Below are 14,147 nucleotides of genomic sequence, written 5' to 3'. Positions count from 1 at the left end.
TTATCAGCTTCGAAACTAAAAATTTTTCGAGCCTTTATTTCTTCGGGAAGGAATTTTTAATTAGGGGAACTTCAGAGCAGTGAAAATTCATCAACAGTAACCCTACTCTTGTGTCCGAGCGAATTACTGCATTCCCTGACATAAACCGCTTTTATCAAGGTCTAGTCAAACTACCTATTTAAATCATACCTAATTACAATCATTCCTGAGATAGAAGCCTGAATTCAGGTTCAAAACTACCTTTGATTACCAAACCAAAATCCTTTTAGCAAGAAATTAAGAATACTTATAGTACGTTTTTGAATTGAATCTGAATAAATACTGTGACAATCACTACTAACTATCAACACAAAACTTGACGATTCTCAAAGCTATAATTCACCAAATTGTTATTGAAAATTTTTAAAGAAATGGCTGATTCACCACAAATTATTGTTGGCAATAGTTACACCGAAGGAAAAACCCGTCGCGGTTGGTTTATGGGGTACTTTGTGACGCCAGCCGATGATCCCCGCGCTACGTCGGCTGTGGAGGTTAAGTGGGGGACTCACTCCGCTGGGGACAGTAGGCAAGAATGGGGGGTCAATCACCAAGCGACGACGCTTTCAATTTTGATCAAGGGTCGCTTTCGCTTGCAGTTCCCCGATCGCGAGGTAGTGCTGGCTCAAGAAGGGGATTACGCCCTGTGGTTGCCCGGTCTCTCTCATGGTTGGCTGGCAGAGGAAGACTCTACAGTGCTGACTGTGAGATATCCTTCTGTTCCAGAATCTTAAAAACTGTGAGACCTAACCCCCAGCCCCTTCCCTGATAGGGTAGGGGAGCCATATAGAACTAAGGCCCCTCTCCGATGTGGAGAGGGGCTGGTGGTTAGGTCTTGCTAGGACTTGAGCTTGCTTTCAAAGCTTCATAAGCTTCACATTGTGGCTACTGTGGCACAGGCGTATGCTGACCGTGCCGTTGTTGGTGCCATTGCCAAGCGTGAGTCAAAATTTGTTTCAAGTCAGCGTATTCGGGTTTCCAACCCAACACATTGCTGGCTTTGTCGCTGCTACCTACTAAAACCGGAGGGTCTCCAGGGCGGCGATCGCGCTCTACTACAGGAATTTCTCGGCCAGTGACTTCGCGAGCGGCTTCAATCACTTCGCGGACTGAGAATCCTAGGCCATTACCCAAGTTGAACACGTCACTGGCCCCACCGTTTTCCAGATACTGCAATCCTTGAACGTGAGCTTGAGCCAGGTCGCTGACGTGAATGTAGTCACGGACGCAAGTGCCATCTGGTGTAGGGTAATCGGTCCCTAGAATCTGGATGGCGGGTAATTTACCTAAGGCAGCCATCAACACAAGAGGAATTAAGTGGGTTTCAGGCGCATGGTCCTCACCGAGTTGACCATTGGGATGCGCTCCAGCCGCGTTGAAGTACCGGAAGCGAACTGACTTCAGACCATAAGCTACATCAAAATCCGAGAGAATGTGCTCCACAGTCTGTTTTGTGGTGGCATAGGGACTGATGGGGTCTTGCGGATGCTCTTCTGTGATTGGCACAAACTTAGGAATGCCATACAGCGCACAGGTTGAAGAAAACACAAACTGCTTTACAGACGCTGCGATCATCGCTTCCAAGAGCGTTAGAGTGCCTGTAACGTTGTTGCGGTAATACTTAGCGGGATCTGTAACAGACTCACCTACAGCGATGTAGGCCGCAAAGTGCATAACTGCGGTAATAGGATAGGTAGAGAATAGTTGATCGAGTAGGGCGCGATCGCTAATATCCCCTACTACTAGTTTTACTTGTAAGACTTCCTCAACAATTTCCCGATGGCCATAAGAGAGGTTATCTAAAACCATCACCTCATAACCTGCTCGTTGTAACTCCATAACAGCATGGGAGCCAATATACCCTGCTCCCCCGGTTACTAAAATCATGAGATTGGTGTGCCTTGATAGATAGGATGTGGATCTCTTTGGGTATTTCTATTTAAGAAACGCTTCAGAATTAAAAACTTAATTTGTCTTAATTCTAAAATAAAATTTTTATATCAATCAATAACATGCAAATCCTTAGATTGAAAATGAGTCAATACAAAATTCAAAGCCAAATCTAATTACTTGCATCAATCTAGTAATTGACATTTAACTTGGCATCCAATTTGGCAATTAACTCAGATTTCTCAAAAGCTTCATATCCTACTAATGACGTAAATCTGGGTGTCCCTAATTGTAGATATTGCAACAAAACTAGATAAAAAGCCAAAAACACTGATATTAAATCACTTTAGCGCCTATAAAGACTCGAAGCTACAAGTTATTTTAATACTTATCTCTGTCTGAAGATAGATTTCACATCTACCGTTGAATAGAAGCTTTTAAAAGTAATAAGGAATTATTGTGAATTAAGATTAGAGCTTTCCACCTAAATAAAACTAGGTTGAATCATGACTCCACCTGACCCCGCATCAATCAGTAATAGTACTAAGATGAGACCTATAAGAAAGTTATCTTTGCAAGATACATCAACATCAGAATCGCAGACTGCTAGCTTTTCTCTTTCAGATGTTGAATGGTTCTTCCCAGGTACATCTGATTTGGTTTGTTTGTCCCACTTACGGTGGGATTTTGTTTATCAGCGACCGCAACATCTTTTAAGTCGTTGTGCTCAGGGACGTAGAGTCTTTTTTGTTGAGGAACCCATCTTTGAAGCAGGAGATGATTGGTGGCTGGAAGTCGGCAAACGGGAGTGTGGCGTGTCAGTAGTTGTGCCCCATCTCCCCAGTGGCTTGAAAGCAGAGATGGTCACTGCCATGCAACAGAGCTTGATAGATGATCTGTTTGCTGAGTATGCGATCGCCAACCCGATTCTCTGGTACTACACGCCGATGGCCTTGGCGTTCACCAGTCATTTGCAGGCCGCAGCAGTCGTTTATGACTGTATGGATGAACTAGCTGCCTTTAAGGGAGCCCCCCCGGAACTCAGAGAGTTTGAAGACCAACTATTCCAACGAGCTAATTTGGTATTTACAGGTGGCCAAAGCCTGTACGAAGCGAAACGCCATCAGCATCCTCATGCCTACGCCTTCCCTAGCAGCATTGAAGCAGAACACTTTGCCCAAGCCAGAGCGATCGCCACAGATCCAGCCGACCAAGCAGCTATTCCTCATCCTCGTCTAGGTTTCTATGGTGTTATAGACGAACGAATGAACCTGGACCTAATAGATGGCATTGCTCAAGCCAGACCTGATTGGCATTTAGTGATTATTGGTCCTGTAGTCAAAATCGATCCAGAGACTCTGCCCCGCCACCCTAACATTCACTATTTAGGGGGCAAATCCTATCCAGAGCTACCGCAATATCTAGCGGGATGGGATGTCGCTATGTTGCCTTTTGCGTTGAATGAATCGACACGCTTTATCAGCCCTACCAAAACTCCAGAATATCTCGCTGCTGGCAAGCCTGTGGTTTCTACCTCGATTCGAGATGTGGTGCGACCTTACGGGGAGCAGGGCTTAGTTCATATCGCTGACACAGCATCTGAGTTTGTGACAGCCACCGAAGCAGCCATGCAACAGGCTCAGCAAGATACAGAATGGCGGCATCAAGTGGATGCCTTTTTGGCCCAGACTTCTTGGGATAAAACTTGGGCAGCAATGTTGCAACTGATTGAGTCAGCGATCGCGAGCAAGCAGGTCGAGTCAACGCCCAAGCCGACAGCCGTTCTCTCAGAATCTGTTTCGAGTGTCTAGCTAGCCCAGTTCGTTACTAGTCTTCAAGCTTTAGATGACTAGATGCCAGCGATTTAAGACATAAGACAAATACAGACATTTACAAACCTGCGGTGATGAGTCATAGGTGCCGACAGGCACTGTGAAGACGAATGACTCAGATGCCGAAACTAGAGCTTTCAGCGATAACCAAGATGGCAACGAAAGCTCCAACCATTTACTAAAAGAGAGGTATTTCAATGTTCGACTACCTAATTGTGGGTGCAGGATTCTCAGGTAGCGTTCTGGCGGAGCGCTTGGCAAGCCAGTTAGGCAAAAAGGTACTGGTTTGCGATCGCCGCAATCATATTGGTGGCAATGCTTACGACCATTACAACGATGCGGGCATTCTAGTACACAAGTATGGCCCTCACATCTTTCACACCAACTCGCGTGATGTCTTTGAGTATCTGTCCAACTTCACCGAGTGGCGGCGTTACGAGCACCGAGTTCTAGCTAGTGTTGATGGTCAATTGGTGCCCATGCCCATTAACTTGGACACCATTAATAAGCTGTATGGCTTAAATCTCACTTCCTTTGAACTGAATGATTTCTTTGCCTCAGTTGCGGAACCTAAAGAATCTATCCGCACCTCCGAAGATGTAGTAGTTAGCAAAGTAGGACGGGAACTGTACGAGAAGTTCTTCCGCAACTACACGATCAAGCAATGGGGCATCGATCCCTCGGAACTCGATAAGTCGGTCACAGCTCGCGTTCCGACTCGCACCAACAGAGACGATCGCTACTTTACCGATACCTACCAAGCAATGCCATTGCACGGCTTCACTCGCATGTTTGAAAACATGCTGTCTCACCCCAACATCAAAGTGATGTTGAATGTGGACTACCGGGAAATTCAAAAGATGATTCCTTTCAAGGAAATGATCTACTCTGGCCCCGTGGATGAGTTTTTTGATTATCGCTACGGTAAGCTACCTTACCGATCCCTCGACTTCAAGCATGAGACGCTGAATGAATCTGTGCATCAGCCTGCCGCTGTAGTCAACTATCCCAACGAACATCTCTACACTCGTGTCACTGAGTTCAAATATCTCACGGGTCAGGAGCATACTAAGACCAGCCTAGTGTATGAATATCCCAAGGCAGAGGGAGATCCTTACTACCCAGTCCCCCGCCCTGAGAATGCGGAGCTTTACAAGCAGTACAAAGCACTAGCCGACTCAACACCTGGAGTACATTTCGTGGGGCGATTGGCTACCTACAAGTACTACAACATGGATCAAGTAGTCGCTCAAGCCCTATCCGTCTACGCCAAAATCACAGAGCGACCCAGTTGGCACCCCGAAGAGAGCGTTGCCGCTCGCGTATCGGCTAAATCTCCTAGCAGCGATCGCAGATCCGAAATCAACTTGGATCAAACTTCCCTCACCCATGCTGCCAATTCATCTCCTGCTAAAAACATAGAGAAGAATGGTTCCAGCAAATCCTTATCTACTAAGGCAGACTAGAACGCCTACTTTAGCGGTGGGTCTTTCATCAGTCATCAACGAAAGATCCACCTGCTAATTGACCTTTAATGCACTTTTCTAGCATGGCCCAGAATAAACAAGCATGATAGCGAATACGAGGAGTGAGGAGCAGTCTTCTCCAGTTAATGTTGCGTCTAGTAACTCAGTAGCCAATAGCGCAAATTCAGCCGCCAACCTGGAATTGTGGGCTGGTATTGAATGCACCGTAAATCGTATCGGCGACCAATACTTCGATCAACTAGAACGTAACGGTCACCTTAATCGGATCGAAGATCTAGATCTATTCGATTCTTTAGGCATTACAGCCATCCGCTATCCTGCCCTCTGGGAACGAATTGCTCCCAATGGATTAGCGCAAGCAGATTGGTCTTGGTTAGACCAGCGATTAGCGCGATTGGATGATCTAGGTATTCGGCCCATTCTGGGGCTTGTGCATCATGGTAGTGGTCCCAAGGATACCAGCTTGCTTGATCCCGCTTTTCCGGAAAAGCTAGCGGAATTTGCTCACGCGGTCGCAACTCGCTATCCCTGGATCACTCATTACACTCCGGTGAATGAACCCCTGACCACAGCTCGCTTCAGTGCTCTCTACGGCCACTGGTACCCTCACAAGCGGGATGGGCTGGCTTTTATCCAGGCACTACTCAATCAATGCCGCGCCGTTGTGCTTTCGATGCAGGCAGTTCGGCAAATTAATCCGAGCGCCCAACTGGTACAAACCGAAGATTTAGGCAAGATATTCAGCACTCCTCTGCTGGCTTACCAGGCAGAATTCGAGAACAATCGCCGCTGGCTCAGTCTTGATCTACTCTGCGGTCGAGTCAATCACGAGCATCCACTTTGGGAATATCTGCGAGAGCTAGTTGGGATTGGCGAAGCCGAACTCACTTGGTTTGTGGACCATCCTTGCCCACCGGACATTATGGGCATTAACCGCTATCTCACGAGTGATCGCTTTTTAGATGAGCGGCTAGAACGTTATCCTGCTCATACCCACGGAGGCAACGGCAAACATCAGTATGCTGATGTAGAAGCGGTCCGGGTTTGTGTAGAGGGAATTTGCGATGCCCAGACCCTACTCAAAGAGGTTTGGGAGCGCTACCAGTTACCGATCGCGGTGACAGAGGTACATTTGGGTTGCACCAGAGAAGAACAGTTGCGCTGGCTCAAGGAAATCTGGGAAGCAGCCCAACAACTGCGAACTGACGGTGTAGATATCCGAGCCGTTACTGCTTGGTCGCTGCTAGGAGCTTACGACTGGAATAGCCTACTAACGCGATCGGACGGCTACTACGAACCCGGTGTATTTGACCTCAGATCACCTCAGCCTCGGCCTACTGCCTTAGCTCAGATGCTACGTCAGCTAGCTGAAGGCAACGAATTTCATCATCCTTTGCTCGCTGTTCCCGGCTGGTGGCAACGCCCAGAACGGTTGCTATATCCGCCTGTGAACTACACCGGAGAACCAGGAGATCAGCAGCTAGAAGGTAAGAATCAGGAGCCTGGAGCCAATAAGCAGGAGTCAGAAGCCAAGCATTGGAAGTCAAGCGTTGGAAGCCAAGTATTACGGGGTGCTGAAACTTCTGCTGCCTCAACGCCACCGCTTTTGATCACGGGTGCAACTGGGACGCTCGGAAAGGCTTTTGCCCGCCTTTGTGAAGTCCGTGGCATTCCTTACCAGTTGCTGTCTCGTCAGGATATGGACATCACCAATCCAGATTCTGTCGATCACGTCATCGCAGAGCTAAAACCTTGGGCGGTGGTCAATACAGCAGGCTATGTCCGGGTTGATGATGCAGAACGAGAACCAGACCTATGTCGGTTCATTAATACAGATGGAGCGGCAATTTTAGCGGAGACCTGTGCAAATCATGGGGCTGCCTTCGTCACCTTCTCTTCGGATTTAGTGTTCGATGGCAACCGAGCGGAACCTTATGTCGAAAGTTGTGAAGTGGCACCTCTAAATGTATATGGACACAGCAAAGCGATCGCCGAACAACGGGTACTTGCCAACCATCCCTGTTCCTTAGTGATTCGCACTAGCGCCTTTTTCGGTCCTTGGGATGAACATAACTTTCTGGCGATCGCCCTGCGAACTCTAGCTTCCGGTCAGCCTTTTATCGCAGCGGAAGATTCAGTGGTATCCCCCACCTATGTCCCCGATCTCGTCAATAACACGCTAGATCTCCTGATTGATGGAGAATGCGGTATTTGGCACTTGGCGAACTCAGGCGCGATCGCTTGGTCCGAGTTAGCCCAAACTGTGGCAAATCTCGCTGGATTAGATACAGCGGTGATCGAAGCTCGTCCTACTAAAGATTTGGGCTGGGCTGCTTCTCGACCCGTTTACAGTGCCCTCAGCAGTGAACGCGGTATCTTGTTGCCATCTCTAGATGACGCGATCGATCGGTATCTTTGCCAGAGAGCGTAGACCTAACCCCTAGCCCCTTCCCTCGCCGGGAAGGGGAATAGATAATAGATACTGTGGGGCGATCGCTCATTGTTTGGCATCGGAATCAATCAATATCTTGAGGCGTTGGGCATCGTAGATGGCGTGGCCTTCTGGATCATTATTGAAATAGACATAGACATTAATGTCCTGCGCCAAGAACGAACGAATTTGGGCCGCCCAAGTTAGCAATTCCGCATCGCTGTAGCCTGTACCCTCCTGACCAGAGTGCATCCGAATGTAAGTCCAGGGAGCAGTGAGGCAAATGTCTAAGGGAACAGTGGGACTAACAGGGAGACACAGCGCTACTCGTGCCTTCTCTAATCGTTGGTAAACTTCTGGAATCAGCCAACTAGTATGGCGAAACTCTAATGTGTACTGCTGTTGCGGATAATTCTGGAGCAAGTCTAAAAATGGTTGCAGGCGATCGAGGTTGAGATGCCAGGTGTGAGGAAACTGGAACAAAATCGGCCCCAGCTTTTCTTGCAGACCGCTAGCTCGCTCCATTAGTCGCTCTAAGGGCTCTTCAGGATCTTTCAGCTTCTTCATGTGAGTGAGATAGCGGCTACCCTTAACGGCAAATAGAAACTTATCCGGAGTTTGCGCCCGCCAATGCTCAAACACCGATCGCTCTGGTAAACGATAAAAGGAGAAATTGACTTCTACGCTAGGAAATTGCTCTGCATAGAAAGGTAACTGCTGCTCACCAGGCATCTGCGCTGGGTAGAACAATCCCATCCAATGTTTATAGACCCAACCACTGGTGCCAATTAACAACATGAGTTTCAATCGATTCGGCTAGCTTGGCGATCGCCAACTTTCCTTTTGTGCTCTCCTATTAGACATCTCCAACCAACAAAGTATCTCTAGCGCGAGGGTTAGATAAGAATTCATAACCCCTTTCCAAACGGAGAGGGATTTAGGGAGAGATACTGAAGGATAGAGGGCGATTGCCAGGTTACAGTCCCTCCTCTAACTCCTCATCTTTGAAGAATATATTTTGTTTTGTGGCAAAGCCCGTAAGAATCAAGTTCCGCAGCGCTGACACCTCTTCATCTATTTTTTGCGCGTTATTTTCGTATTTTGTTGCTACGGTAGACAAATTGATATTTTTCATCCGTTGAGCCATTTGGCGTGAGAGCGTCACTTTCTCCTCCAAAGCTCGCACAGCCGACCATAAAGTATTTTCTATATTCTTAGTCTGCTCAGACAGAAAGATATTCGCTGTAAAAGCGTGCCCTATATGGCAGCGAAACCGCAGTAAATCCCCATCACCAATTTGCCAAATACTGCCGTTACACTCAGGACAGCTATAGGTTGTACGCTGTCCAATCTTCTCAACATTCTCTAGAAACTGCTGCGTATTCATCTGCTGTTCAGCAATATTAGATTCAAACTCTATTTCTTGAGTGACTGGGTACGTTTTCTCCTCCGCTGCGGGTTCCTTCGTCAAAGACACCAATAATTCTGCAATCTCCGCCAAGCATAGGCAGTGGTCTACTGAGGCATACCTCAAGGCGCTGTTAGGCATGCTAGAATACTGTGCCTCGTGAGGATCTTGCACTATAGCAACTCCGCCCCGCTTTTTAACTGCTTGGAGACCTACAGTGCCATCATCCAGATAGCCTGTGAGCACCACGCCTACAACTCTAGGGCCATAGGCACGCGCCGCTGAGCGGAATAAGGCATCGATCGCGGGTCTAAATCGATTCTCTTGCGGTCCCCGCACCACTCGCATTTGCCCTTGATACACCAACAAATGATGATCGGGTGGGGCAATGTAAATTCGCCCTTTTTGAAACTTCTCCCCATCTTGAGGATGCGTAACTGGAAAATCACAAACATCTTCTAGGATGCTGGGCAGCAAACTAGGCTTATCTGGGGCAATATGTTGAACAATAAAGATGACAGCATTGAGGTCAGCAGGTAGGTTACCCACAATTTTGCTTAGTGCCTTCAGCCCACCCGCCGATGTACCAATCACAATGATGTCATGGCCGAACATAGGTACTTCTCATGGTGTTAACCGTCTACTGCTAATTCTAACCTTGGGAGCTCATACTTCTTCAGTCGCCGGGTATCCCACCTCCGGCGATCGCTTCGAGATTCCCCCAAAGATATTCTCAAGACAGCCCTAACTATTCCGCGATAGAGTTGACGTTTGTTCCAAGGCCAACGCAATCGCTGCAATTAAAGTTTCTGGCTCGACGGGTTTAGCCAAATGTTGTTGAAAGCCAGCCGACAATACTTTTTGGCAGTTGTCTTCAGTCGCATAAGCGGTGAGGGCGATCGCTGGCAGATCTCGATTTGGCCGAGAAGAACGAATCTGCCGAATTAAAGCATAGCCATCCATCTCCTGCATCCCAATATCACTCAGCAATACATCAAAATTAGATTGGCTCAGAGCTTGCAGGGCTGCTTGCCCAGAAGTGACAGCAGTAACGGCTGCACCTGCTTCTTCTAGGGCAAAAGTGATGAACTTTAGCGTAAAAGGTTCATCATCTATGACCAAAACCTGGGTGCCTGCCAAACTCTGCGCTCGGTCGGTTGATGAGTTAGGAGCCTCCGTTGGGGAAGTGTGCGGTATGAGGGGAAGCCGCACTGTAAAAGTTGCCCCTTTGCCTTCTCCAGCGCTATTGACTGTAATGGTGCCCCCATGCGCTTCTACCAACTGCCGCGAGATGGACAGGCCCAGCCCCAAGCCACCAAATTGCCGTGTAATTGAGCTGTCTTGCTGACGAAACCGATTAAATACAAACGGTAAGAACTCCGGATGAATTCCCTGCCCACTATCGGTAATCGTGATTTGAGCATATTGCTCAACTTGCTTCAGTTCTAACTGAATGTGACCTTTGTAAGGGGTGAATTTGATGGCATTTGAAAGCAGATTCCAAAACACTTGTTGCAGTCTGCCTGTATCACCAATGGCTGGCTCAACCGTTGGATCTAGTTTTGTCTCTATGCGAATAGATTTCGCTTCCGCAGACAAACGCACCGTTTCTAACGCCGCAGTAATGGGGGTTGCCAATGATACTGAAGTGAGATTGAGAGTTAATTTACCTTGGACAATCCGAGAGAGATCGAGCAGGTCGTCTACGACTTGAGATTGGCGTTTCGCACTTTGCTCGATCGCATCTAACGCCTCTTGGCGCTTGGCTTCTGACAGCTGCTTAGTTCTCAACATCTTAGCCCAACCCAAAATGGGTGTCAGGGGAGTTCTTAGTTCATGAGAGAGCATCGCTAAGAATTCATCCTTGGTCCGATTCGCTGCTTCTGCTTCATTCCGCGCAGCTTGCTCTTGCTGTAATAAATGCTCTCGTTCTTGTTCTAAGCGTTTGCGATCGCTAATATCTCGTTGAATTGCGACAAAGTGGGTAATGGTTTGCTGAACATCCCGAATCGGCGTGAGGTTCCACTCCACATAATATTCGGTTCCATCCTTTCGGTAGTTGATTGCCTCACCGTGAAAAGGTTCTCCATCAATCAAATGCTGGCGTAAGTCTCGAAGCAGCTCGCGATCGGTATCAGGGCCTTGGAGTAACCGAGGAGTTTTGCCAAGCACTTCCTCGCTGGCATAGCCAGTCATCTCGCTGAAGGCTGGATTAACATAGACGATTTCTGGCCCTGGCGGATCGACATGGGCCGTGGTAATGATGATGGAGTCGCGCGATTGCTGTACAGCAGACAGCAGCAGCCGAATGGCTTCCTCAGCAACTTGCAAATCTCTTAAAGCTGCGGTCAGCCTCTCCAGGGATTCTGTCAATCGGCTTTTTTGCAGCGATGGCAGTTGGGTAGCATCCTCTTGGAGTTCTGCTACTCGTTGCTGCACATCGTGAATCTGTTCAATAAACTCGTCCCCGTTCACGTAGATCCCTTCGTCCCATTACTTCACCTTTATTGTGAACACTTAAACGGATGAAAGTATTGATACATAGGGAGATTTAAGCAATTCTTAAGTCCATCAATTTTCCAGCTAATGACTGATTGCTGAGATTAGGCAGTCTAAGCAATATCGAATTCTGGTCTGAGGCGCAGCACTGGAATTTGAGCGCACTCTGCTGTTTGTAGCTTCGCGATCGCTCTAACCCGATTTCTAAGCAGTTGTGGGGCAAAGTTGATACAGCACGATGGTTACAAGTTGGATCAAACCTTGAGACTAGAAGCACACTTTACGGCTTGAAGGGCTTGCTCACGAGTTTCTTTGGCTTGCAAAGTGTTGGCAACTTTCAGGGCTTGGGTGGGTTGCTGGAAGCGAGCATACTGCACTGCGATCGCCGTTAGCATACTGCCCCGGTCATCGGATGCCTCCATGACAGTTGCGCCATCGGTTCCGAAGCGATCCACCCGTGATTCCTCACCAGGAATAGTTTGGGCGACACGGAAGGCTTGCGCCAGAATTGGCAAGGCTTTGTCTACTTGTTGAAGTTCACCGTAGCGTTGGGCGATCGCCAGCAGCATTTGAGTTTTGCGATCGGCAGCGGTGATTTGATCTACCACTGGCAACACCAAATCAAACCGATTCTGTTTCAGTAATGCAGTAGCGCTGCCTTGTAATCGGGCGACCCGAATTTCTGGGTTTTTAGTCGCTTGAGCCAATTGTAAAGCGCCGACATATTGCTCGGTTGCCATAAAGAGGGCGAAGGGATTGGGGTCTGGAGGTGCGATCGCTGGATCGCTCATATTGACATCCAGTTGGCTGACTTGCTGAAGCAATCTGCGAGTGGGTTCTGCTTGGTTGCTCTGAGCGTAGACGAGGGCAATCAGCGCTAAAGATTGGGGTTTGAAGCGATCGCGTTCGAGGAGATCGCCTCCTTCGCGTTTAATTCGCTCGTCGTAGGCTCGCAGCAATGGGTCGAGACTTTGTAAAGTTTGCTGGAGTAATTCATTTGCCCATTGGGTTTCACCTTGACGGTGAGCCTCACGGGCGATCGCGGTCATTAGCTTAACCTGTAATAAAGGGCGATCGCTGATGGGCAACTGCTTCGCCCACTGAAGGGCTTGACGGTGCTGTCCTGACTGGGCGTAAGCAGTGGCCATTTTTACTACCCGATCATCTTGTAGACCGTAATCCAGGGCGGCAAGGCGAGGCCATTCCTGACGAACCCAGTCAAACTGTTGCGTATCCATCACCAGCTGCAGCAAGCTCGGTGACACCAACTGCCGATCCCAACTTGGCGGCATCGCTTGAATGGTGCGGAGCCGCTCAGATAAGAGTTGCCGCACTGAGTTGGTTTGCCCAGCTTGGGCGTAGGCGATCGCCACAGCTCTAATAGCTTCAGTCTGAGACCCTTTCAGCGCAGTTTTGGCTAACTGGAAAGCTTCATCTCGCTGTCCTACTTGCAAATAGGATTCTACAAGCGCTTTTAGCAAGGCTTCCTGGGCAATCGAATCGCGTGCCACCGTGGGCGATTGTGCGAGTTGCACCGCTTGACGCAGCAGTTGAGTGGCTTTTTGAGGTTGTTTAGCTTGGCTATAACCAACGGCGAGTTTTCCCAGAGCCAATCCTTTCTGGACAGGTGTGGCGATCGTTTGAGCCAGTTGTTCGGCGGTGCTAAGGTTTTGAGCGGTAGTGTAAGCTTCTACCACGCCACGCTGAGCAAAAGATTGGGACTCAGAATTTTTAGGCAATCTAGCAACGGCTTGATTGGCTTTCGCATAGTCGCCAATCTGAGCGTAGATGGCTGCTAATCGAGGCCAAAGTGCGGCTTGCAAAGACTCAGACGTTTTAGGTGGAATCTGCTTCATCGCTTGCTCAACTTGAGCTAAGACTGCCTGAGCCGTTTGGGCTTGGTTTTTACTGGCAGCACTGCCTGAACTCAGCGTCGCATAGCCTGCTGATACATCCGTAAGGGCTTGGGCTGTAAAAATGGGGCCTTGAATCGAGCGGGCTGCCTGCTGTGCTTGGCTGAGTGCCAATTTTGCCTGTTGAGGTTGACCCAGCGTTACATAATGATGGGCGATCGCGGCGAGAGCGCTAGTTTTGACGAAACTATGGCTGGCGGTGAGGCGATTGGTGAGCTGCAAGAGCTGGTCTAGCAGAGGTCGCATGGAAGCCGATGACTTTTGCATCTCCGCTTGCTGCATCAACCGCTGTAACCGTGAAATCGAATGTCCTTCGTAGGGATCTAAAAGCCACTGCTGAATCAGTTCCGTTTTGTGAGCATTGCTCAGTTGAAGGGCATTAGGGAAGGCTGCTTGCAAGTAGCGAGTTGCAGCTTCTATGTTTTTGTTGTCTAACTCAATGCGGGCTTGATCCAGAAGCGTCAAGACTTCGTTGTCTCGTGGCACTTCCAAATTACAGGCTGCGACTGGGGGCAGTTGAGCGATCGCCTGGTAGCTAGGGAGGACAAGATTTTCGGCAATGGTGATCGTGAGGACACTGAGGGAGAGCCAGAATTGGAACCAACGAGGCATGCTGTGAGCCTGGGGGTAAGAGGAGAGTTGTAGAAG

At 48.7% G+C, this 14,147-nt stretch carries 9 protein-coding genes; 4 read left to right on the top strand and 5 right to left on the bottom strand.

Annotated features, from left to right (window positions below; genetic code table 11):
* The first annotated feature begins 410 nt into the window (after positions 1-410).
* Positions 411-773: a signal peptidase I gene (locus tag H6F72_RS23805; protein ID WP_190441650.1), complete on the top strand. Its 363-nt coding sequence runs from the start codon at positions 411-413 to the stop codon at positions 771-773.
* Between the two features lie 151 nt (positions 774-924).
* Here H6F72_RS23805 and galE read toward each other — a convergent pair whose 3' ends face one another.
* Positions 925-1,926, bottom strand: a complete 1,002-nt coding sequence (galE, locus tag H6F72_RS23800) for a UDP-glucose 4-epimerase GalE (protein ID WP_190441648.1) — start codon at positions 1,924-1,926, stop codon at positions 925-927.
* A 668-nt stretch (positions 1,927-2,594) separates the two neighbouring features.
* Here galE and H6F72_RS23795 point away from each other — a divergent pair.
* The 3 genes from H6F72_RS23795 (at position 2,595) to H6F72_RS23785 (ending at position 7,679) form a co-directional block, all read left to right on the top strand.
* Entirely contained in the window at positions 2,595-3,740 is a 1,146-nt protein-coding gene (locus tag H6F72_RS23795; protein ID WP_242017099.1) for a glycosyltransferase family 1 protein, read from the top strand.
* A gap of 218 nt (positions 3,741-3,958) precedes the next feature.
* Positions 3,959-5,227, top strand: coding sequence for a UDP-galactopyranose mutase (gene glf, locus H6F72_RS23790; RefSeq protein WP_190441643.1), 1,269 nt, complete (start codon positions 3,959-3,961; stop codon positions 5,225-5,227).
* Between the two features lie 103 nt (positions 5,228-5,330).
* Positions 5,331-7,679 (top strand): family 1 glycosylhydrolase, encoded by a 2,349-nt coding sequence (locus tag H6F72_RS23785; RefSeq protein WP_190441641.1) that lies wholly within the window; start codon positions 5,331-5,333, stop codon positions 7,677-7,679.
* Positions 7,680-7,745: 66 nt separating this feature from the next.
* Here the strand turns inward: H6F72_RS23785 and H6F72_RS23780 are convergent, their stop codons facing one another.
* The 4 genes from H6F72_RS23780 to H6F72_RS23765 all read right to left on the bottom strand — a co-directional run bounded on the left by H6F72_RS23780 (position 7,746) and on the right by H6F72_RS23765 (position 14,111).
* The gene (locus tag H6F72_RS23780) at positions 7,746-8,477 is read right to left on the bottom strand and encodes a DUF72 domain-containing protein (RefSeq protein WP_190441875.1); all 732 of its coding nucleotides are present in this window, start codon (positions 8,475-8,477) and stop codon (positions 7,746-7,748) included.
* A gap of 178 nt (positions 8,478-8,655) precedes the next feature.
* Positions 8,656-9,702, bottom strand: coding sequence for a chemotaxis protein CheB (locus H6F72_RS23775; protein ID WP_190441639.1), 1,047 nt, complete (start codon positions 9,700-9,702; stop codon positions 8,656-8,658).
* A 129-nt stretch (positions 9,703-9,831) separates the two neighbouring features.
* Positions 9,832-11,562 carry an ATP-binding protein gene (locus tag H6F72_RS23770; protein ID WP_190441637.1) on the bottom strand — a complete coding sequence of 577 codons (1,731 nt, stop codon included), beginning with the start codon at positions 11,560-11,562 and terminating at the stop codon, positions 9,832-9,834.
* 278 nt (positions 11,563-11,840) lie between these two features.
* Positions 11,841-14,111 carry a hypothetical protein gene (locus tag H6F72_RS23765; protein WP_190441635.1) on the bottom strand — a complete coding sequence of 757 codons (2,271 nt, stop codon included), beginning with the start codon at positions 14,109-14,111 and terminating at the stop codon, positions 11,841-11,843.
* Positions 14,112-14,147: the final 36 nt, after the last annotated feature.

Origin of the sequence: Trichocoleus sp. FACHB-46, from assembly GCF_014695385.1 — a bacterium.
GTDB lineage: Bacteria > Cyanobacteriota > Cyanobacteriia > FACHB-46 > FACHB-46 > Trichocoleus.
Note: the sequence above shows the minus strand (reverse complement) of the source record. Positions and strands in the feature narration are given on the sequence as shown.

Excerpts from the sequence above, each read along its gene's own strand:
- H6F72_RS23805 (WP_190441650.1), top strand. The coding sequence starts at position 411 with ATGGCTGATTCACCACAAATTATTGTTGGCAATAGTTACACCGAAGGA.
- galE (WP_190441648.1), bottom strand. The coding sequence starts at position 1,926 with ATGATTTTAGTAACCGGGGGAGCAGGGTATATTGGCTCCCATGCTGTT.
- glf (WP_190441643.1), top strand. The coding sequence starts at position 3,959 with ATGTTCGACTACCTAATTGTGGGTGCAGGATTCTCAGGTAGCGTTCTG.
- H6F72_RS23785 (WP_190441641.1), top strand. The coding sequence starts at position 5,331 with ATGATAGCGAATACGAGGAGTGAGGAGCAGTCTTCTCCAGTTAATGTT.
- H6F72_RS23780 (WP_190441875.1), bottom strand. The coding sequence starts at position 8,477 with ATGTTGTTAATTGGCACCAGTGGTTGGGTCTATAAACATTGGATGGGA.
- H6F72_RS23775 (WP_190441639.1), bottom strand. The coding sequence starts at position 9,702 with ATGTTCGGCCATGACATCATTGTGATTGGTACATCGGCGGGTGGGCTG.
- H6F72_RS23765 (WP_190441635.1), bottom strand. The coding sequence starts at position 14,111 with ATGCCTCGTTGGTTCCAATTCTGGCTCTCCCTCAGTGTCCTCACGATC.